The sequence below is a fragment of the Candidatus Nitronauta litoralis genome (assembly GCA_015698285.1).
GTDB classification, from domain to species: Bacteria; Nitrospinota; Nitrospinia; order Nitrospinales; family Nitrospinaceae; genus Nitronauta; species Nitronauta litoralis.
Window position 1 is genome coordinate 1,250,482 of the sequence record CP048685.1, and the last position, 19,635, is coordinate 1,270,116.

Below are 19,635 nucleotides of genomic sequence, written 5' to 3' on the forward strand. Positions count from 1 at the left end.
CAAACAAAAAGAGGATTGAATGGACGGACAACCAATTGTAAAACCTGTGCAATCCGGATTCCGGAAAGCGGCTTTATATTTCCTTCTCGGTGTCGCCGTTTTATATGGAATTGCAAATCTTATGGCCGGTAACTCGATGACCGGGGCCGGGGGATCCGGAGAAAAAATTGCCATCGTCGAGATCGCCGGATTTATAGGAGATTCTCGTGACATTGTGAGGCAGATCCGGAGTTTTCGTGAAGACAGTTCCATCCAGGGCATCATCCTGAGAATCGATACACCCGGCGGTGCCGTGGCTCCTTCCCAGGAAATTTACGACGAAGTTTTACGTTCACGCACTAAAAAACCGATCTATGCTTCAATGGGCAGTGTGGCGGCTTCCGGTGGGTATTACATTGCGGCAGCCGCAGAAAAAGTCTACGCCAATCCAGGATCACTCACTGGCAGCATCGGTGTCATTATGGCCTTCACCAACTTCGAAGGATTGATGAAAAAAGTAGGCGTGCGCCCCGAAGTGATCAAGGCCGGAAAGTTTAAAGACACCGGATCCCCGGCACGCTCCATGAGCAAGAAAGAGAAAAAATATTTGCAGGCAGTAGTCAAAGATGTGCACAACCAGTTTATAGAAGCAGTGACCAAGGGTCGGAACCTGACAAAAAAACAGGCCAGGAAATTGGCCGATGGAAGAATCTTCACTGGGCGGCAAGCTCTGGACTTGAAAATGGTGGACGAACTCGGCGGTTTGGAAGATGCCATCAGCAGCATGGGTACACGACTCGGTATCGATGGACGGCCCCATGTAATTCAGGAAATGGAACGCGAAACCCTGATGGAATGGTTGGTGAACAACCAGATTCCAGATTCCTTGAAAACAGCCACTCTGACTCCGGATTTTCCTCGCCTCCAGTTTCTATGGACCCCCTAAACCATTGAAGTTAAGCGTATTATATTGATTTTTTAGGGTTTTTTGCCCGGGTTTGTAGGAATTGAATACCCGGCCTATTCCCCAAACTCCTCAATTTCATGGAAACCACCCCCAAACCTGATTCTCGAAATTCACATAACCGCTTCAAAACTCTTGACTTGGTGGATTCGGATGGTATACTTTTCCAATATTTTTTGGGAGAGGCTGGATGACCAAGGCTGAACTGGTTGAAAAGGTTTCGCAGCAGATCAATCTGACCAAAAAGCAGACGGAAGTTGTCGTAAACACTGTGTTTCAAAGCATTACCGAGTCTCTGGCCCAGGGTAAAAAGGTCGAGTTACGCGGTTTTGGTAGTTTCCGGGTCCGAAGCCGCAACGCGCGGGTCGGGCGCAACCCGAAATCCGGGGCACGTGTTGAAGTACCGGCTAAAAAGGTCCCTTTTTTCAAGGCTGGGAAGGAACTCCGCGAACTCGTCGATGGCAATGAATTCGATGAGGAAATAGAAATGGAAATGGATTGACCCGGGTTGTAGAAACCCCGTCCAATAATTCCAAATCAGATTGGCTGTTTCGAGCAGGGTATTCACCCTGCTTTTTTTATTGGGGTGCCGGGGGCGCGGCCAACGGGAAGCGTTCTTCCCTGCACTCTTTAGTTCCTGATCGACAATTTGCACCACCGCACACAGGACGAAGAAAGCACTGTTTCCCTGGCGTTCTTGAAGATTTTCAGTACTTTCAGTCCGTTAAGAAGCTTGCGGTCGCAATCCATTTAAGTTCCATTAACACTTCCTGGTAACCCTACCGATGTCCGGAAACAGTTTCGGCCAACTTTTCAAAATAACCACCTTCGGCGAATCGCACGGTCCTGCTCTGGGCGTCGTCATTGAAGGTTGCCCGGCGGGTCTTCCCCTCACTGAAGCCGATATCGAAAAGGAACTCGACCGCCGCCGCACCGGCCAGAGCAAAGTCACCACCACACGCAAGGAAGCGGACAAGGTCCAGATCCTTTCCGGATTATTCAAAGGCAAAACCACGGGCACCCCCATCGGAATGATGGTGGTCAACCAGGATGCCGACTCCTCCAAATACGAGTTGATAAAAGATTTGTACCGCCCGGGTCACGCGGATTTCACTTACGATCAGAAATTCGGGTTTCGCGATTACCGGGGTGGCGGCCGGTCAAGCGCACGCGAAACTGTAGGACGGGTTGCCGCTGGGGCCATCGCAAAAAAAATCCTGGCCCGGCAGAAAATAAAAGTCTTCGCCTACACCAAACAGATCGGCCACATCGTCGCTGAAAAGTTCAACGCCCGCGAAATTGAAAAGAATATCGTCCGGTGCCCGGATAAAAAAGCAGCCGAACGGATGATCGACGTTATCATGCAGGCACGAAAAGAAGGTGACAGCCTGGGAGGTATAATCGAAGTGGTGGCGCAGGGTGTGCCACCGGGTCTTGGCGAACCGGTATTCGACAGACTCGATGCGGATCTCGCAAAAGCTCTGATGTGCCTGCCTGCCGTTAAAGGTGTGGAGGTAGGTGCCGGGTTTAATGTAGCGACCATGAAGGGGTCCGAGTGCAACGATGTCTTCACCTCAAAGGGCGGCAAGATCACGACCGTCACCAACAACGCCGGTGGCATCCTTGGCGGCATCTCCAACGGAGCCGATATTGTCGTGCGTATGGTGGTTAAACCCACGTCGTCCATTTTAAGAGAACAGGACACCGTGACGCGCAAAGGCAAGAAAGCAAAAATTAAAGTCGAAGGTCGACACGATCCTTGTGTCGCCCCTCGCGCAGTTCCCATGGCCGATAACATGGTGGCTCTCGTACTGGTTGACCACATGCTCCGGCAACGCGCAGCCCGTTTATAGATTGAGCTTAATCCTTCATTCCCAAATTAATTCCCTATGACTTACCGCGTTGGTTTCATACAAAACCTGCCGGTTTTTGGTGATATAGAAGCCAACCGGAACCGTATAGCAGAACTTGCTGAAAATCTGGAAACCGACCTGCTGGTTCTTCCCGAGTTGTTCACCACCGGTTACCAGTTCACGTCAAGGGAAGAAGCGAAAGAGCTGGCAGAACCGGCCTGGGGGCCTACGGCAGAATTCCTGACTGCGCTTTCCAAAAAGAAAAACCTGTTCATCATCGCCGGTCTGGTCGAAAGCGAGAATGAGGCCGTTTATAATTCTTCCGTAATAACAGGTCCGGAGGGGTTCATCGGACGCTACCGGAAAATCCATTTGTTCGATACGGAAAAGAATATTTTTGATGCAGGCGATCAACCACCCCCTGTGTTCGAACTGGGAGCCGCACGTGTCGGCGTGATGATCTGCTTCGACTGGCGTTTTCCGGAAACCGCACGGTCAATTGCCCTCAGGGGTGCAGATGTCATTGCGCATCCCTCGAATCTGGTGCTGCCGCATTGTCCACAATCGATGATCACCCGTTGCCTGGAGAATCGGGTGTATGCAATCACTGCCGATCGGGTGGGTACCGAGCAGCGCATCGACGGGGAGACTCTGACCTTCATCGGTCAGAGCCAGGTAGTGGATCCCGATGGCAAGATACTGGTTCGCGTTTCGGCAGATAAAGAAGAGAGCGCAGTGGTCAAAATAGATATTGAAAAGGCACGTAACAAGTCGATCAATCCAGTGAACGACTTGTTCAACGACAGGCGGACCGACCTTTATCGATTTTCGTGAAACCTGATTCTCTTTACAGATTCCCGCGATTTCTGGTACGATTACCGCTTCTAACCCACATAATCCATGCACCGTAACCGGGTGCATTTTTCCTTTGGATAAGCCATGCCGCTAAAAAAATCACGTTTTCTGAAAGATGGCGATCACGCCATTTACGATTCGGCCTCAAGCCTCACCTGGACCGCGCAGGACTCGCGTCTTGCTACCGGAAAGGAATTGAGTTGGGACCAAGCCAACGAATGGGCTAAAACCCAAAATGAAGAAAAACTCGGAGGGCATAATAACTGGCGCCTGCCCACGGTTGAGGAAGCGCTGACCCTGTTTGATCCTCAAAAACTGAACAAGGACTTCAAGGGCGGAGATATCCACCTCGACTCCACTTTTCCGCCGGGTGCCGGCAACTGCACCTGGACCTCCAGCGAACGTGGTGCCGAAGCACAGATCGTATTCTTCCTCAATGGCTGCCCCTACTGGTATAAAAAAGACGACCAGACCATTTCACACTCAGTCCGCCTCGTCCGCCGCGGCTAACCACCTTGCGGTGGGGCTGACGAAAAACTGCCTAGGGGCAGGCCAAAAGGAAACGTCTTGGGCGACAAGCAGAAAAAACGGCTCATTACAGAGCTAAATATCGTTTTTGAAGGGTTCTAAAGATAACCCTCTGGTATGGGGTTTTTTATAAACCTCCCTAAATTGGATGACACCTGCCGCAGCAATCAACAGTTTAAGAAAAAATACCCAATATTTTTTGAGTTTCTATCAAATTACAATAGCTGGTGATACTGGAACTTCGAGGCCGATGAATTATTATATCGACACCCGGCACGGTTTTACATTCACCAGACCAGGCAGGCGATTGAGAAACCGGCAACATAATGTTCCAGCCTATATGATGTCGTCAAGCGCCGCAGCTGCAGGACCAAATTCTATTGGATTCAGAACCCATTCAATCAGAATGGAAAAAGAGGGCGCTATCGCCATGGGGTCAATCGCAGGTTACCCTGCGGATACTTTGGGTCCGGATCTAATGGTTACGGGAGCATTGTCAGGTTGCTCATTCTGTATTCTAGCGGACCCCAATGTTGCCAATAGGATATGGGTGGCTCATGTAAAGGCAGGGGCGGCTGGTGGATACAATCTCCGGAACCATTTACAACAAAATGGGCATTTTTCCATTGCACCCAATGCGGCAATTACAGTTTATGGCTCTCGTCCAGCAGGCGGCGGACCCGGTTATGATTCCGCCACCGAACATGTTTCAATAGTTGGGATTCGAACGGGAAATACCTGGGCTATCTGGGGTCAGGTGTACTTACCTACCCATCCAACCTCTCCTTTTTCAATTGCGCGTGTAGACCGTGTTTTTTAAGAAATATTTTTCATGAATGATTCAAATAAACAGCCGGATCAGAAAAACTCACAACCCAAGGATGTGCCATTAAAACGGCGCGAAGAACCCAAATTCTTCACAATCTGGGTGCACGTTGGCTACACGGTCCTCATCTGCTCTACGATTGCGTGGATTATTTATCTTGAATATTTTTTAGATTGAATATCCAAGAGAACTATAGAAAAACAATTGCCTGAAGATTTAATCCATTTTTCTTAAGGTCAAACTTTCCTCTTACCTTCCCCTAACTCCATTTCAATTTCAGGAATTCCCTTTCTTAAACAAAAGGGCGTAAAACACGTCCACGGAATTTGGAGAAGGCGAGTTCCCAGGAAGGGGCAGGATCGGTGATGGGGCCTTTATATTCTTCCCCGTGATGCAGGAAATGTTTCATGAATTTCGCACTGGTCAGACCCCATTTTGCGGCAAATATTTTTCTACCAGATTTGCGTGGCCCAACACGCTTACCCGTAACGTTGTGAAAATGGTACACACGGCTTTTCGAAATGGTTTTAAACTGGCGCACTCCCGCATGCCATAGCTTCATCGCAAAATCCGGATCGGAATTCCATCCGGGAGTGTATTCGATACTGTACCCGCCAACCAGCCGCCACAAACTTAAGGGAACCACGTTGGCACAGCCACCGGGGCTTTGCTGATCGTGCATGGGGTGGTTCTCATATTTTGAAAGTAGCTCATCCTCGCGAAACGTTTCGAGCGTCTTTCCATAATCAGCGCCGATCACACAGGGGTTGCCCGTTCCCGCGGGCTCTATCAAAGTCGAGGCCATGAACCACGAATCTCCCTCGGTCTTTTCAATTTCATTTAACAGGTGTTCGTCCCAATCCGGGCAAACATACATGTCGTCGTTCAAGTAAACGAGATAGCGCGTTTTGGCAAGAGAAGCTGCGGCATTGACCCCGAAACATATACCGACATTCTCTGTGCTATGGGTGAATCCCATACCCGATTGGTGCGCCCATTCAAGTGTGCCTTCAGAACCTTCATTAATATGAAGAATAATCTGGTGCGGGTGACGTGAATTTTTTTTCAGGCTGTCGAGGCAATGCCGGACGTAAGGCAGGTTATTCCAGGTGGGGATGACAATGGAAAACCGCGCGTCTTCAGAAAAGTGCGCAGGATGGTAGGCGATGTCTGTTACCAAGGTGGAACTACTTTCTGAAGATCGAGAAAATTTCTTCGGTCTGCTCGACTATTTTTGGTTTGAGGTCTTCAATAAATTCGCGGTCCATTCTCAATACTTTTAAAGCCGGTTCGTATAAAGGTGGTGGCACAGGCTCGCCATTGCTTCCAAGTTCCAGCTCATGCGCAATGATATCCGCTACATGAATGGCTGCCGCAATATCAGGATGCTCTGTAGCAAGAGCGGGTTGATGGTGATACGCAACTCCTTCAACCAAAGCGGAAGGGAGTTTCCAGCCCTTCAGCAACACGCTGGCCATCGCAGTATGATCGAACTCCAACAGCTTTGCTTCCTCATCGCAGAGGGGTCCGCCGGTTTCCTGGACATTTTCAAAAATCTTTGCTGCAAGTTCCGGTTCTGCCTTACACACCACCAGAGTTCCAATATCGTGCAACATTCCGGCGAGATAGTAGCGCTCGGCAGCCGTTTTATCGACCTGGGCCGCAATATTTCGCGCCGCCACTCCCGTTGCCAGGCTGTGCTGCCAGAAACTTTCGATATCCATCAGCTTCTTGGGAATACCCTGAAACTGGTTGATGACAACAATTGAAAATACAAGATCACTCAACTGCTCCATTCCGACAATACTGAGTGCATGGGTGATCGTGTCGACACTGTTGCTCAGTCCGTAGTAGGCACTGTTGGCAAGTTTGAGCAGTTGCGAGCCCAGGTTGGGATCGGCATTGATCACCCGGCTGAAATCCTCGAAAGAAGAGTCCGGATCTTCTATGATCTTTTGAATTTCCTGATATATAACGGGTGGAGAACAGGCCCAGTTACCTACCATGTCATACACGCTGATTGCCATGATTCCTTACCTCTGATATGCGGGATCGTACCGGCGATCAAAAACGAAATGAGGCACTGATTGCCCCAAACTCATCGCTCTCATTCTGTCCTGCAAACTCATCTGTCCTGAAAATATTTGTAAATGCCAACCGGAATTCACGAAAAGTGACGACCAGCCCGACTTGCAGATCTCCTACAAAAGTGTTCTTACCAACGCTATGGCTGCTTTCGAAAGTGTTGCCGTCGAGAAAAACATTGCGGCCTACCACACGCCCTTCCACGCCGGCGAAGACATACCAACCAAAAGCACCTTTAGGCCGATCAAAAAAATCCGAGCCCTGCACACCAGGTCGAATCCGCGGAGCACCGTAATCAGCCTCCAAATGCATGCCGATACGGGCTGTTGCTCCAACTGCCCCATAGGTGAAAACATTACCAAGGGCCACACCGGCGTGCGGCATAAAATCCAACTGCAAACCTGCCGCCTGTGGATCCGATTTATAAAATCTCCACTTGCGTTCGTATGTCAGAAGAAAACCCGGTTCGTTCTCCAATTGATTTCCCCAACCCTCCGGGTCGGTCGTGTTGATAACATCGTGCCAGCCTTCCTGGATATATTCCGCCAGTGAGGCCGGACCGACAACTCCGATATCCGCTTCAAATGTATCGAACGCATCACCCCCAAAAACACCAGGTCGTTCCGCGAGAAAGCCAAACCCGATATACAACCAACCCGCGTAGGGACGGTCATTCAAAATAAGGCTTGGTATCCTGATATTCTCGGGCGTGAAAATACTTTGCCCAAGTACAAAGCTGAACCGGCTTTTTTCCAGCTCAAGAACTTTCGGTACCAGGTCCTGCACCACACCCCTTGCCTTTTCCCACAGCCCGGGATCCTCCTCTTTACACAGACCGGAAACATTCGGAGTAGCGTATGAAAACCGGGTTCCATGTGTAAAGTGCTTGTCTGTACCGTTTCCCCAAAGATCATTTTCAGCGATGATATTGAAGACACCCTTGTCATCACTGCAGGATATTAACGTTGAATCCTCCGCCCGTGAATGAGAGGTTAAAATCAGTATAAGGGCAAGTGAAAAAAACAGGAGAGAAAGTATAAAAATATTTCGGAAAAACCAATTCCCGACTTCCTCTACACCCCTGCTGGGTTTAAATACTGGAACGGGAATCACGCACAATTCCCATTAAACGTGTTGATCAACATGCTGCATTCATCTCCGGACAACTGCCCGGTCAGTTCATAAGTGTAATGCATCTCTTCCATCTTTGCGTGGAGTGCATCGCTCAAACGGCGTTTGAAAATCTGATCAAACATCATTTCCACCGTTACGATTTTGGGAGGTGCAGGCCGATTCCTGAAAACCGGCGGAAGGACGCTCTTCGGGGCTGATAGCTGAAACAATTCCGCCCATTGTAACCCTTCTTTTTCGCGGATATCATTTGCTTTTCGAAGTGCATTTAAAGCTTCACCATCATTTTCAGATCGGGTCAACTCCAGGAGTTTCAGGATCCGGTCTTTAGTCGATTCTTCCACGGGAGCCCCTCAAAAAGTGTCCAAAGATTATGTCATATGCTCCATTCAAAACGAAAATATTTTGTGAAATTGACGAAACCATCTTCAAGGCAATACACGAAAAAAAATACCAGGATAGCTATGCTGATTATTTTTTTGCTGAACTCATCTAAGATTTATTTTAACAGTTTCGGGTTAGGCACCCGCATACCGAAACCCTCTACCATCTGCTCTTGAACTGTCATATTTTGATAAAGGGCATGAAACTCTTGAGTGCCAAGTGACGGATCCAGCAATCGATTCAGTTGCTGCCGGGTTATGGGGCGTTGGCTGTTTTCTGAAAACAGCGATGTGGCAAGCCCCATCCAGTGTGGAGCTACAAATCCCTGATTCACCAGATGACTGATTGACCCGTAGTAATGAAGCGTAGTTTCGAGCGCATGCCGGGCAATATAAGCCGGAACACAGCGCCCAATGGCGACTACTCGGGATGGGTTGTTTCCAGGGTAGGTAAAAATCGAAACATAGGTGCTACCCATGCGCCCGTATTCACGACGCATTTCGCGAAACTGCGGTAATTTCTTTTTTGCCATCCAGGCTTCAATTTTCACAGGACGTTCCTCCAGTGGCCGGCAGGAGACTTCAGCCTGGGCAGGGAACGCGAATATCAAAAGAAGAAAGGTCAATGTCAGCATCTTTTTCATATTGCCTACTCTACTTTTTTAACGTTTTTTGGTGTGCTGCCAAAGTAGGGAACGGTTTCATCCTGAACCGAAAGCTTGCGGTACAGAACATGAAACTCCTGGTCTGTAAGATCCGGACTCATTAACTCCTTTACCTGATCTGCAGTCACAATCTGCTGAGACGGTTCGTCGAACTGGGTGGTACCTATTCCCATCCAGTGCGCAGGTAAAAACGCCTGATTTACGAGACTTTCGACTCCGCCTGTGTATTTCAATGCTTTTTCCATGACCTGCCGGGCAACAAATGCAGGCACACAACGACCCACTGCAATCACTTTCGCAGTATTTCCGATTGGAAATACCTTAAGGGAAGTCCGGGTCTTGGGCACTTCTTTAAACTCCTTGACGATTGCTCTGTGTTCTTTGCGGTACTCGCGATTGATCCAACCTTCAATTTTTATTTTTTTATCTTCTTTGGATTCGCAGGCTTTAGGGGCTTCAGCTAAGGCAGGAGTGAAACAAAACCCGCTCATTAGTGTGACCAACCCAGTTGCTAAAATTCGTGAACTCATTTTCATTTAAACCTTCACTTTCTTTTCATTTTTTAAGGACTGCAAAAAATTTTATCCAGAGTTGACTGTCCAAAAAATAGTCAACCGGGCCAGAAATTTCTGAAAATCTAATCGGGATTAGTGGCCTATGCTACAATAAAAAAACTGTTTGACCCGAAAAATGGGGAACTTAAAGACCCCCTTTAATGGACCAGAAAGCACCGTTTAGCCTTCTTTGGTCTTATATTCATCAGCACATTTCTGGCTGCAGAAAAAATGTTCCTCATCCCCAATTTTCTGATAAACCGCTTCAGGCTTGGGAACATAGGTTCCGCAATTAGGATCCTGAACCATCTCAGTGGATGGGGCTGCAAATGGGTCGGAACGTAAAAACGAGCGGAACAACAGCACGATTACAGCCAACACGGCAGCGATGATAACCAGTCTTGCCATAGTTCCATTGTACTTTTAAACAGAAACTCGATCAACGCCGGGAATCGTCCCGTTTACGATTTATTTAATGGACTCCATCGACGACAAAACTAAATCAGAAGATCTGGAAGAGGGGGATATTGAAGAAAACCCTCTTGACCCGGAAGTCCTCGACCTGAATGATGAGCTTGGAAATGAGGATCCGGAGGATACCGGCGAAAAGCCGGATGACGGGGCTTCCGGACGTAACCTGCCCATACCCCGCCCTTCTGGGTCACTGGCCCGGCTCGATCCGCTTGCGGCTTATTTAAATGAAATCCGATCCTATAAAGACCTCACCGAGGAAGAAGAGCATGAACTGGCGGTTAAGTTCAAGGAAACAGGCGATGTCAAAGCCGCCTACCGACTTGCAACCCATAACCTGACGCTGGTGGTGAAGATCGCCATGACCTACCGCCGGGAATGGGAAAACATGATGGATCTGATTCAGGAGGGCAACGTCGGCCTGATGAAAGCAGTCCAGCACTTTGATCCCTTTCGTGGGGTCCGCCTTCCAGCCTATGCGAGCTGGTGGATCAAAGCCTATATCCTCAAATTCATCCTGGATAACTGGCGTTTGGTTAAAGTGGGCACCACCAACACGCGGCGTAAACTTCTTTACAATCTGAAAAAAGAAAAAGCCCGCCTTGAGGAAATGGGGATCGATCCCACTTCTAAAAACCTGGCAGAACATTTTGGGGTGGATGAAAAGGAAATCATCGATGTGGAGGCGAGTATCGGAGCGGCGGATGTTGCCATGGACACCCCGACCCACCCGGACAGCGCACTCACCCCGGCCCAAACCATTTCCGATGGAAAAACAGGGCACGCGGATGAAGTGGTGGAGGAAAACTTCTTCCACGTACTCAGGGAAAAAATTGAAGGCTTTATGGAAAACCTCAAGCCTGTGGAGCGCGACTTGATCGCCACCCGGATTCTTTCAGAAAACCCACGCTCCCTGAAAGAAATCGGGGAAGACTACGGGGTCACGAGAGAGGCGGTTCGGCAGTCTGAACAACGGCTGCTCAAAAAAATGAAACTGTACCTGGCAGAGCATTTACCTGAGGCGGAGGATTATTTTAATAATTCATAAGCCTTCGTTGGACTATGGAGAACCTTGCCTGGTATTCCGGGCGATTACATCATCAACATCCAGCAGAACGTTCAAAAAATATTTTGCGATGTGCTTTTTCAATGTTAAAAACTTCAAAACAACCAACAAGCGGCCTCACTGTAAGTGAGTTCATTTTTCATAAGAGAGGAAACACCATGGAACATCGGATTGAGACAGACAGCATGGGAGAAATCAAAGTTCCTGCCGATCGATATTATGGCGCGCAGACCGCACGGTCGCTCATCCATTTCAATATCGGCTGGGAAACCATGCCGCGCGAAATCATCCGGGCCATGGGAATTCTAAAGAAAGCCGCCGCGCTGACCAATGCCGAACTCAGTTTACTTCCCCAGAACAAATGCGACCTCATCGTGCAAGCGGCAGATGAAGTCATTTCCGGGAAACTGGACAATCATTTTCCTCTCAAAGTCTGGCAAACCGGCTCCGGCACGCAAAGTAACATGAACACCAACGAAGTCATCGCCAACCGGGGAATCGAAATCGCCGGTGGAAAAATGGGCAGTAAAGATCCGGTGCACCCTAATGACGATGTCAATCGCGGCCAGTCTTCCAACGATACTTTCCCGACAGCCATGCACATCGCCGCAGTTGAACGGATCAATGAAAAACTGATTCCTTCCATTAGAAAACTCCGCGATGCTCTGGAAGAAAAAGTAAAAGAGTTTGAGGGCATCATAAAAATCGGGCGAACCCATTTAATGGACGCCACTCCGTTAACACTCAGCCAGGAGTTTTCGGGTTACGTCACGCAAATGGACAATGCCTTGCAACGCATTGATGCCTGCATGCCGCGCTTATACCAGATTGCATTGGGCGGTACCGCGGTGGGTACCGGCATCAACACCCACAAGGATTTCCCAGTGAAAGTGGCAGCTCAGATTGCCCGGCTGACTGACCAGCCATTCATTACGGCACCCAACAAGTTTGAAGCCCTGGCCGCCCACGATGCCATTGTGGAAGCTTCCGGTGTCCTCAAGACGATCGCCTGCTCCTTGATGAAAATCGCCAACGACATTCGCTGGCTGGGCTCCGGGCCCCGCTGCGGCATAGGCGAACTGGTGTTGCCGGCAAACGAACCCGGCTCTTCGATCATGCCAGGTAAAGTCAACCCGACACAATCCGAGGCACTCACCATGGTGGCAGCCCAGGTGATCGGGAATGATGTTGCAGTTAATGTGGGAGGATCATCCGGAAATTTTGAGTTGAATGTTTTCAAGCCGGTGATGATTTACAATCTTCTCCAATCAATCCGTCTTATCTCAGATGCCTGCGAGTCTTTTACCGACCATTGCGTCGTGGGAATCCAACCAAACAAACAGCGTATTGAGGAACTCTTGAATCAATCGCTGATGCTTGTAACAGCACTCAATCCTCACATCGGTTACGACAACGCAGCGAAAGTGGCCAAGAAAGCCTATGAGGATAATACGACCCTTAAACACGCCGCGGTTGATCTGGGTTTCCTCACAGAATCGGAATTTGATGAAAAAGTTCAGCCCAAAAATATGACCGGTCCAAAAAATTAGCGTAAAATCCCTATCAAAATTTCGAAAAAAATTTTCAGGTCATAAAAAATACGGGTCATGGTGCCAAATGAAAAATAATTTTGCACGAGTTCGTGTAGTAGGGATACTCACCCGTTTTCCCCTGGCTTGCGAATATCAGATATAAAATTTCTTTTTTTACCTGTACCCAAACCCAAAATACAAGCCATGTCTGTTACTATTCAAAAATACTGAAAACAGCTAATGTAAACACAGTTTCCCCGCCTCACCCAGTTCAAAATACAGCAAGGGGATAGAGTCATTTATTAGATAAATGAAATTAATTAAATAATTATTCGGAATTTCAAAAAATTTTTATCGTGGTTCAATTGTATTTTTCAACTGTTCTTTCGAGTTTGGTGGTAATTATTTATGCTTTTACTAAGAATTGATTGGATTTTTTATCTCCTAACCCTTTAAAATAACTACCTAAAATAAAATTCTCCCTACATTCACTTCCGGGTGATCCGAAACATTGTTTTTAATTTGGCCTTCGGATTTATCTGGGTCGTGTGTGGATATTTCCAAGGTAACTATGATTCCTGAAGCGCTCCAAAAAGATGTTCCCATAATCATCGCGGAAGATGATGAAGACGATTATATGCTGACCTTGGAAGCACTCAACGAGGCCGGGATCAATTCCAAAGTCACCTGGGTGAAAGATGGTGAAGAGCTGATGGAATATCTCTCCAATTGTGATATGGAAAAGCGTTCGCTGACCGGCTCACAAAAACCAGGGTTGATTCTCCTCGACCTCAACATGCCCAGGAAAGATGGTCGGGAAGCACTTCAGGAAATAAAAAGTAACGCCGGGTATAGAAAAATCCCGGTGGTCGTCCTTTCTACATCAAAATCCGAAACTGACATTGACCATTCCTACGAGTTGGGGGTCAATTCTTTTATTCAGAAACCCGTAAGGTTCAACGAATTTGTCGAAATGGTCAGTGTGCTTTCAAAGTACTGGTTTTCAACAGTGCAACTTCCGGAATGATTTTATTTATCGAACAACCTCTCCAAATTCTCCTTGTAGAAGACGACGAAGACGATGCATTCCTGATCAAGGACCTGATGCAGGAAATTGCCATCACTCCACAACCCCAGGTTCATTTCGTGACCACGGGCGATGATGCCCTTGAACTTCTAAAATCCCAAACCATAGACCTTTGTATTTTCGATTTTCGCCTGGGAATTCAAACAGGTATTGATCTGCTGGATCAGGTAAGAGATGCCGGTTGTGAAGCTCCGGTTATTTTTCTGACAGGACAGGGCGATCAGGAAACTGCGGTTCAAGCAATGAAAAGTGGAGCCACGGATTATATGACCAAAAATAATCTATCCGCTGAGACCCTTTTCCACTCTATCCGCCACGCAACCAACTTAAAAAAAGAAGAAGATTTAAGAAAACGCGCCGAAGCGGAATTGCGCAAATCTCATGACGACCTGACCCAGGCCAACGAAAAACTGAAAAAATCGCTTGATAAACTACAGAGTGCACAGGATCAAATTGTCCGCTCGGAAAAACTGGCCAGCGTCGGACGCCTGGCTGCAGGGGTTTGCCATGAAATCCTGAATCCATTGAATATTATTTCCGGACATGTTCAGGCTCTTTCTTTGGAGCGGGAAAATGACAAGCCCCTCATGGAAGACTTTGAATCTGTAATGGAAGAGATTCAACGGATAGAAAAAATTATCGGGGGCCTACTCAAATTTTCACGCAAAGATGAGATGGTGATCAAACCAGCAAATATCAATGAAGAACTTGATTCCGTTCTGTCGCTGACAGAAAAGGATATGTTGATCAATGGAATTAAAGTTGTTCGCGATTACTCAGTCGAATCCCTCAATATCAAATTCGATGCCAACCGGATGCGCCAGGTTTTTCTGAATTTAATCAATAACGCCCGGCATGCAATGGAAAAAGGCGGCACACTCACAGTCAGCACCAGCATTACATTGGAAAAAAATGAAGGCGGTAAAAGGATCAAGGTACCCGTCGATCCCGCATCTCCCAATCTGACGGGGGGAATACCTTACCTGCAAATCCGTTTCGCAGATACAGGAACAGGTATCCGAAAAGAAAACCTCAACAAATTGTTTGAACCCTTCTTCACAACCAAACCCGAAGACCAGGGTACCGGTCTGGGCCTCTCCATTTGTTATTCCATAATTGAAAAACATCTTGGCAATCTGGAAGTCGAAAGTGAATTTGGCCAAGGCTCCACATTCATCATTGAACTGCCAATAAATACCTCTCTGGAATCCACTCCCCTTCAATTAAGCAAAGGCCAGGGTTAGTACCAGACACACTCGCAAATAAATTTTCTTTTTCGAACCTCTTCACAAAATAAATTGGATTGTTGCACCTGCTGCTGGATAGTGTGCAGCTTTCGACGGTGATGAATTAACGGAGGAAATCGAGCAAGCTGGGTTGGAGAATTCGCGCAGAGGTGTTGAGGGTTGCCCTTAAGGCAAAATCGAGTTGAGCAACGTTTGAGGCTTCCTCGGTAATGTCCGCATCCGCCACAGTGGATAATTGTTCCGTTTGCGTCACAACATCAGATTCATGGATCCGTTCAGTGGCTTCCAGTCTTCGCTGAATGGAACCTAATTCTGCGCGCGCGTTGTTCAACTGAGTCTGAGTCGTCTCAAGAGTATCGAGGGAAGCCAGGATACCAAAGGTGTCATCTTTTTCCAGGGCCTCCTTTAATTTACTCATGACCACAAATACATTTCGGCCACCCCCCAAACCCAGGGCTTCTGCAGTTTTTCCATTGCCAATATCGCGTATGATGGCAGCACTGGAGGCGCTATTGGAATTGACCTGAAGAGCATTGCCCCGGGAATTAATGGTAGCTGTAACATTCAAACCCGCACCATTAATAGTGGTGAGGACATCATTTAAAGTTGAGGCCGCACTGAGATTTACGATACCGGAGGTCGCGCCATTGACAATATTGATGGACCCCAGATTGATCCCCTGACCATTATTCAGTTCTGAAATCAGCGTATTGCCTGTTACCCCTGGGTCAATATCGCGACCCTGCAAATTGCCATCAATACGACCCTCTATTCCCAAAGCCTGTGCTGTTGTCCCATTCCCGACTTCCGCAACCGTCAGCGAACCAACGATGGTCGTGCTGGAATCGGCCAAAACCAGACCATTCCTTTGAGCATTGATTGCAGCCGTTACATTGAGGCCGGCACCGTTGATGGCTCCAATAACAGTGTTGATATCAGCACCAGCCGCTACATTAATGTTCGCGGAATTGCCGGCCCGATCGGTAATGGAAAATGTTCCGGAGGGTACACCCGCTCCGGCATTCAGGTTGGAAAGCTGAGTGGTTCCGGTGAGAATTGGATTGAGGTCCGTTGCCAACATCTCCGACCCGGGAAGTGTCAGCGGCACGCTGGAATTGTTCGCAATCTGAATTTCAAACCGCTGGGAATTGCCCTGGTACACCACCCCGGATCCAGCCGTTTTCAAAAATGGCTCGGTTCGCGATTCGGTTCCTGAGAATAAAAAGTTATTTTTGACTCTCGAATTGGCTGACTGGAGGGCCTGGTCAATGATGTTACCAAGTTCAATGGCTGCAAATTGACGGGTCTCAGCGGAATCGGTTCCGGCAAGAGAACCCAGACTCAACTCACGTGCCCGTATCAAACCAAGACCAATCGAATTGAGAGCTGTATCTGCGTTTTGCAGAAACACGGTGTTGTTGTCGATGTTGCGGCGGAACTGATTAACCTGGGTAATCGAGTTTTTTAAACTTAACGAGTCACGTAAAGCCGTTGGGTCATCCGACAAATTGTTGATGCGCTTACCTGTGGCGATACGTTCGTTAGCCTTGAACAACCCCTCCGTGATCCGGAAGATATTTTGCAAGGCGGTTGCCTGCATCGCTTGATTGGTGACTCTGTCTACCATGTCGAATTTCCTCTTTTACAACGAACAACTAAATTCTATTGGCCAGCACATCGAGCATTTCTTCAGCCACATTGATCAAACGCGCGGCGGCGGCGAACGCTTGCTGGAATTTAATCAGGTTGATCATTTCTTCATCGATTGAAACCCCCGACAAACTCTCCCGCCGGTTGTTCAATTGAAGCATGACACCTTCCTGTGCTGTGACCGCCGATTGGATGGATCGTGAATCGACTCCGATCCCGCTCACCAGAGAATTGTAAAATTCTCCAAAGGTAAAAGCGCCGGAACCCGAGTTGACCAGCGAGTTGCCATCAAATAACAAATCGTTCTGTAGCTGGGACATGCGAGTGGCATTTTTCCCATCCCCGGTTCCATTCAGCCCCGCGGCTATTTTTGATCCATCAACGGCAATAGTGGTGTCGAGTGATAATTTGGCGGCGGCATCTTCTGATACCGAAAAGTTGACGATGTCTCCCGCTGCCGCGGCACCGGTAATGGTGACGGCAAGCCCATTAGCCAAATTGAATGTGCTTCCGGGTGTGAATACAAAAGTTCCAGACGCTGCCCCGGTCGTCTGGTTTATCAGGTCAAAAGACCCTGCACCGGTGAAACGCATCTGGTATTGATCAATTGATGCTGTCGTTGGACTTGCGTTGGTCATCGACACTACTGCGGAACCTGTATTCATCACGCTGGAACGAACCGTCGGTTGCAATGTGGTGAAAAAATCACGGCCTGAACCTCCGTCAAGTCCAAAACCTTCGCGATGCACTCGATTGAACTCACGCACCAGGCCTGCCGCCAACCGGTCGAATTGATCCTTGATCGCCGGAACATCCCGGTCTCGCAAATCCAGCAGGCCCCTTAGCTTTCCACCGTTGATCTGATTCGTGATATTGACGGTCCCGTTTTGCCCGTCGGAAACCAGAATGTCTTTGAAACCACTGTTATCACCATTGAGCTGCGTGCTTAGAGGAAAATCGGTCAGACCCAGTACCAGCGGGGTGCCATCCGCGAGGGTCAGGCGTACTTGATTATTCTGTTCATCCACCAGGGTTGCATCAATAAACTGCGATAAATCTTTCAGCATGCGGTCCCGTTCATCTCGCAGATCGTTAGCGGTAGACGTGGTCCCTATATTTTCATTTTGAAAAATGGTGCGGTTTAACTGGGCAATTCCGCTCAGCAGGGAGTTGATTTCCGAAACCGTGTCCTGAACCATCAGGTCCAGGTTCTGCCGTTCCTGAAAAATGGTGTTGCCTATCGTATTGAAGGCAAGCGACAGCGATCGTGCGTTGCCCTGGATAGTCGTACGTTCCGGCAACCCTGTCGGATTTGCCGCAAGATCCTCAAAAGAACTGAACAGATTGTTCATTTCTGTGTTGATGCTTCGACCGGTCGTTTCATTAAACAACAATTCAAGACGATCAAAGCCTTCTTTGCGGATCTTGAAATTGCCCATAGGCGTCGATTCTGTAAGCGTCTGCGCAAACACAAACCGATCGAAATTTCGGGTGATACTTTTAACGTTCACCCCGGTACCAAGCTGGCCGAGACCGATCTGCCGGGGAGTGCTGTTTTCCAGGTTGACCGTTTGCCGGGTGAATCCCGGTGTCTGGACATTGGCGATATTGTTACCGGTGACTTCAATCGCCAACTGTTGTGCAAGCAGGCTTCGCTTGCCTTCAGTCATTATGCTGAAAATACTTGTTGTCATTATCTAATCCCGCCTATGCGCTGGTGCGCACCATGCGGCCTTCGAGCGGAGCGTCAGCCACATCGCCCCGGGTGTTGTAAGGTGTGTGTTGAGGTCCGGTTTCCACCAGATATTCAATCGAATCCTTTACTGTTCGTGCAGACTGGCGCACCAGTTTCCGGTTGGCCAGGTTCATCCGGTTAATTGTGTCGATCTGCGAGCGCAATACCCGGCGGAAATGTTGCAACCTGGATTTGAACCGGTTTCCCGGGATAGCAATGATATCCTTAAGCGTAATGTTTTCAGGATCCAAACCATAGGTAACGGCAATATCGCGTACCACCTGCTCCCGCTTGATGTTGAGTTCCTGGATAGTGATGAGGAGAGATTCCTTGCGGGCCAACAGGGTTTCCAGCTTTTCAAGGGAGTTGTCCCCGATATGCCGCCACTCCTCGTTCAAAATATCAATTAATTGTCCGTAAAATACTGTCTTCTGTTCGACAAGATGATCTAACTGTTCAAAAGAGTCACTCATTGCAACCTCCCTGTTAGCTGGTCGGGCCGGACTCCAGTTTTGACAACTGGCGGTAAACCATGTCCGCAAGACCCATGCTCTTATTCTGGACCATGTCCTTGGTCCATTCCCTGTCCATTAATTCCTGATAAGTATCCTGAGCATAGCTGTGCAGTGGATCAAACTTGGGAACCGCACTGCGCATTTCCTTCAACATCATGTTGAGGAATATCGACTCAAATTCACGCGAAACCTTCCTCAGGCTTTTCGCATCATCCTTCCCATTATTTATTCCCCGGGCAAGTTCACCCGCATGATCCAGGGCTCCTGAATCAAATGGAAGCTGGGTAGAAGGACCAGGCACTACTGAATTGAGCGATACCATTAATTGAGTTCCTTTACGGGCGGTTTTGGAATGCAACTTTTTCTTACCCCTGGAAATGCAAGCCCAATGCCAAACCCGGAGTAAATTTCCCAGGAAATCTTTTGCCTCAAGACCCTTTAAATTTCAGGCGTTTAAAGATTTCAACCGGCGAAACACTCCAACCAACAGGATTCCTGGGGTCGTGAAA

22 protein-coding genes are annotated in these 19,635 nt (G+C 48.3%); 11 read left to right on the forward strand and 11 right to left on the reverse strand.

The genetic code is table 11. The features are described 5' to 3' along the window. Window positions 1–19 precede the first annotated feature (19 nt). The 7 genes from sppA (at window position 20) to G3M70_05625 (ending at window position 5,182) form a co-directional block, all read left to right on the forward strand. A complete protein-coding gene (gene sppA, locus G3M70_05595; GenBank protein ID QPJ61387.1) occupies window positions 20–925 on the forward strand; it encodes a signal peptide peptidase SppA in 906 nt (301 codons plus the stop codon). A gap of 208 nt (window positions 926–1,133) precedes the next feature. Continuing rightward, on the forward strand, window positions 1,134–1,445 hold the full coding sequence (locus G3M70_05600; protein QPJ61388.1) for an integration host factor subunit beta: 312 nt from the start codon (window positions 1,134–1,136) through the stop codon (window positions 1,443–1,445). A 283-nt stretch (window positions 1,446–1,728) separates the two neighbouring features. After that, window positions 1,729–2,796, forward strand: coding sequence for a chorismate synthase (gene aroC, locus G3M70_05605; GenBank protein QPJ61389.1), 1,068 nt, complete (start codon window positions 1,729–1,731; stop codon window positions 2,794–2,796). A 36-nt stretch (window positions 2,797–2,832) separates the two neighbouring features. Then, the gene (locus G3M70_05610; GenBank protein ID QPJ61390.1) at window positions 2,833–3,630 is read left to right on the forward strand and encodes an acyltransferase; all 798 of its coding nucleotides are present in this window, start codon (window positions 2,833–2,835) and stop codon (window positions 3,628–3,630) included. A gap of 105 nt (window positions 3,631–3,735) precedes the next feature. Further along, window positions 3,736–4,161: a DUF1566 domain-containing protein gene (locus G3M70_05615; protein QPJ61391.1), complete on the forward strand. Its 426-nt coding sequence runs from the start codon at window positions 3,736–3,738 to the stop codon at window positions 4,159–4,161. 268 nt (window positions 4,162–4,429) lie between these two features. Next, window positions 4,430–4,999, forward strand: coding sequence for a hypothetical protein (locus G3M70_05620; protein ID QPJ61392.1), 570 nt, complete (start codon window positions 4,430–4,432; stop codon window positions 4,997–4,999). A 12-nt stretch (window positions 5,000–5,011) separates the two neighbouring features. Then, window positions 5,012–5,182 (forward strand): hypothetical protein, encoded by a 171-nt coding sequence (locus tag G3M70_05625; protein ID QPJ61393.1) that lies wholly within the window; start codon window positions 5,012–5,014, stop codon window positions 5,180–5,182. 115 nt (window positions 5,183–5,297) lie between these two features. Here G3M70_05625 and G3M70_05630 read toward each other — a convergent pair whose 3' ends face one another. The 7 genes from G3M70_05630 to G3M70_05660 form a co-directional block, all read right to left on the reverse strand. Continuing rightward, a complete protein-coding gene (locus G3M70_05630) occupies window positions 5,298–6,185 on the reverse strand; it encodes a glycosyltransferase family 2 protein (protein ID QPJ61394.1) in 888 nt (295 codons plus the stop codon). 7 nt (window positions 6,186–6,192) lie between these two features. Continuing rightward, on the reverse strand, window positions 6,193–7,032 hold the full coding sequence (locus G3M70_05635) for an HDOD domain-containing protein (protein QPJ61395.1): 840 nt from the start codon (window positions 7,030–7,032) through the stop codon (window positions 6,193–6,195). 37 nt (window positions 7,033–7,069) lie between these two features. Next, window positions 7,070–8,203, reverse strand: coding sequence for a lipid A deacylase LpxR family protein (locus tag G3M70_05640; protein QPJ61396.1), 1,134 nt, complete (start codon window positions 8,201–8,203; stop codon window positions 7,070–7,072). Then, window positions 8,200–8,565 (reverse strand): DUF2786 domain-containing protein, encoded by a 366-nt coding sequence (locus G3M70_05645; protein QPJ61397.1) that lies wholly within the window; start codon window positions 8,563–8,565, stop codon window positions 8,200–8,202. Before G3M70_05645 ends, G3M70_05640 begins: the two co-directional genes overlap by 4 nt. A gap of 155 nt (window positions 8,566–8,720) precedes the next feature. Next, window positions 8,721–9,248: a hypothetical protein gene (locus tag G3M70_05650; protein QPJ61398.1), complete on the reverse strand. Its 528-nt coding sequence runs from the start codon at window positions 9,246–9,248 to the stop codon at window positions 8,721–8,723. A 5-nt stretch (window positions 9,249–9,253) separates the two neighbouring features. Continuing rightward, window positions 9,254–9,799, reverse strand: a complete 546-nt coding sequence (locus G3M70_05655; protein ID QPJ61399.1) for a hypothetical protein — start codon at window positions 9,797–9,799, stop codon at window positions 9,254–9,256. A gap of 204 nt (window positions 9,800–10,003) precedes the next feature. Beyond that, window positions 10,004–10,231 (reverse strand): hypothetical protein, encoded by a 228-nt coding sequence (locus tag G3M70_05660; GenBank protein ID QPJ61400.1) that lies wholly within the window; start codon window positions 10,229–10,231, stop codon window positions 10,004–10,006. A 67-nt stretch (window positions 10,232–10,298) separates the two neighbouring features. On the opposite strand from G3M70_05660, the gene G3M70_05665 reads away from it, so the two are divergent. From G3M70_05665 to G3M70_05680, 4 genes are all read left to right on the forward strand, one after another. After that, entirely contained in the window at window positions 10,299–11,342 is a 1,044-nt protein-coding gene (locus G3M70_05665; protein QPJ61401.1) for a sigma-70 family RNA polymerase sigma factor, read from the forward strand. 176 nt (window positions 11,343–11,518) lie between these two features. Further along, window positions 11,519–12,910, forward strand: coding sequence for a class II fumarate hydratase (gene fumC / locus G3M70_05670; GenBank protein QPJ61402.1), 1,392 nt, complete (start codon window positions 11,519–11,521; stop codon window positions 12,908–12,910). A gap of 553 nt (window positions 12,911–13,463) precedes the next feature. Then, window positions 13,464–13,919: a response regulator gene (locus G3M70_05675; GenBank protein QPJ61403.1), complete on the forward strand. Its 456-nt coding sequence runs from the start codon at window positions 13,464–13,466 to the stop codon at window positions 13,917–13,919. Beyond that, window positions 13,916–15,223, forward strand: a complete 1,308-nt coding sequence (locus G3M70_05680; protein ID QPJ61404.1) for a response regulator — start codon at window positions 13,916–13,918, stop codon at window positions 15,221–15,223. The genes G3M70_05675 and G3M70_05680 overlap by 4 nt, the downstream gene beginning before the upstream one ends. Before the next feature lie 106 nt (window positions 15,224–15,329). Here the strand turns inward: G3M70_05680 and flgL are convergent, their stop codons facing one another. The 4 genes from flgL to G3M70_05700 are packed head-to-tail and all read right to left on the reverse strand — an operon-like array spanning window position 15,330 to window position 19,448. Further along, window positions 15,330–16,853, reverse strand: coding sequence for a flagellar hook-associated protein 3 (flgL, locus tag G3M70_05685; GenBank protein QPJ61405.1), 1,524 nt, complete (start codon window positions 16,851–16,853; stop codon window positions 15,330–15,332). A gap of 28 nt (window positions 16,854–16,881) precedes the next feature. Further along, entirely contained in the window at window positions 16,882–18,570 is a 1,689-nt protein-coding gene (gene flgK, locus G3M70_05690) for a flagellar hook-associated protein FlgK (GenBank protein QPJ61406.1), read from the reverse strand. Window positions 18,571–18,583: 13 nt separating this feature from the next. Then, window positions 18,584–19,084, reverse strand: coding sequence for a flagellar protein FlgN (locus G3M70_05695; GenBank protein ID QPJ61407.1), 501 nt, complete (start codon window positions 19,082–19,084; stop codon window positions 18,584–18,586). A 13-nt stretch (window positions 19,085–19,097) separates the two neighbouring features. Then, entirely contained in the window at window positions 19,098–19,448 is a 351-nt protein-coding gene (locus G3M70_05700) for a hypothetical protein (GenBank protein ID QPJ61408.1), read from the reverse strand. Window positions 19,449–19,635: the final 187 nt, after the last annotated feature.

Bases quoted from the DNA above. Each gene is read 5' to 3' on its own strand.
- sppA (QPJ61387.1), top strand. From the start codon at position 20: ATGGACGGACAACCAATTGTAAAACCTGTGCAATCCGGATTCCGGAAA.
- G3M70_05600 (QPJ61388.1), top strand. From the start codon at position 1,134: ATGACCAAGGCTGAACTGGTTGAAAAGGTTTCGCAGCAGATCAATCTG.
- aroC (QPJ61389.1), top strand. From the start codon at position 1,729: ATGTCCGGAAACAGTTTCGGCCAACTTTTCAAAATAACCACCTTCGGC.
- G3M70_05610 (QPJ61390.1), top strand. From the start codon at position 2,833: ATGACTTACCGCGTTGGTTTCATACAAAACCTGCCGGTTTTTGGTGAT.
- G3M70_05615 (QPJ61391.1), top strand. From the start codon at position 3,736: ATGCCGCTAAAAAAATCACGTTTTCTGAAAGATGGCGATCACGCCATT.
- G3M70_05620 (QPJ61392.1), top strand. From the start codon at position 4,430: ATGAATTATTATATCGACACCCGGCACGGTTTTACATTCACCAGACCA.
- G3M70_05625 (QPJ61393.1), top strand. From the start codon at position 5,012: ATGAATGATTCAAATAAACAGCCGGATCAGAAAAACTCACAACCCAAG.
- G3M70_05635 (QPJ61395.1), bottom strand. From the start codon at position 7,032: ATGGCAATCAGCGTGTATGACATGGTAGGTAACTGGGCCTGTTCTCCA.
- G3M70_05650 (QPJ61398.1), bottom strand. From the start codon at position 9,248: ATGAAAAAGATGCTGACATTGACCTTTCTTCTTTTGATATTCGCGTTC.
- G3M70_05655 (QPJ61399.1), bottom strand. From the start codon at position 9,799: ATGAGTTCACGAATTTTAGCAACTGGGTTGGTCACACTAATGAGCGGG.
- G3M70_05660 (QPJ61400.1), bottom strand. From the start codon at position 10,231: ATGGCAAGACTGGTTATCATCGCTGCCGTGTTGGCTGTAATCGTGCTG.
- G3M70_05665 (QPJ61401.1), top strand. From the start codon at position 10,299: ATGGACTCCATCGACGACAAAACTAAATCAGAAGATCTGGAAGAGGGG.
- fumC (QPJ61402.1), top strand. From the start codon at position 11,519: ATGGAACATCGGATTGAGACAGACAGCATGGGAGAAATCAAAGTTCCT.
- G3M70_05675 (QPJ61403.1), top strand. From the start codon at position 13,464: ATGATTCCTGAAGCGCTCCAAAAAGATGTTCCCATAATCATCGCGGAA.
- G3M70_05680 (QPJ61404.1), top strand. From the start codon at position 13,916: ATGATTTTATTTATCGAACAACCTCTCCAAATTCTCCTTGTAGAAGAC.
- flgL (QPJ61405.1), bottom strand. From the start codon at position 16,853: ATGGTAGACAGAGTCACCAATCAAGCGATGCAGGCAACCGCCTTGCAA.
- flgK (QPJ61406.1), bottom strand. From the start codon at position 18,570: ATGACAACAAGTATTTTCAGCATAATGACTGAAGGCAAGCGAAGCCTG.
- G3M70_05695 (QPJ61407.1), bottom strand. From the start codon at position 19,084: ATGAGTGACTCTTTTGAACAGTTAGATCATCTTGTCGAACAGAAGACA.
- G3M70_05700 (QPJ61408.1), bottom strand. From the start codon at position 19,448: ATGGTATCGCTCAATTCAGTAGTGCCTGGTCCTTCTACCCAGCTTCCA.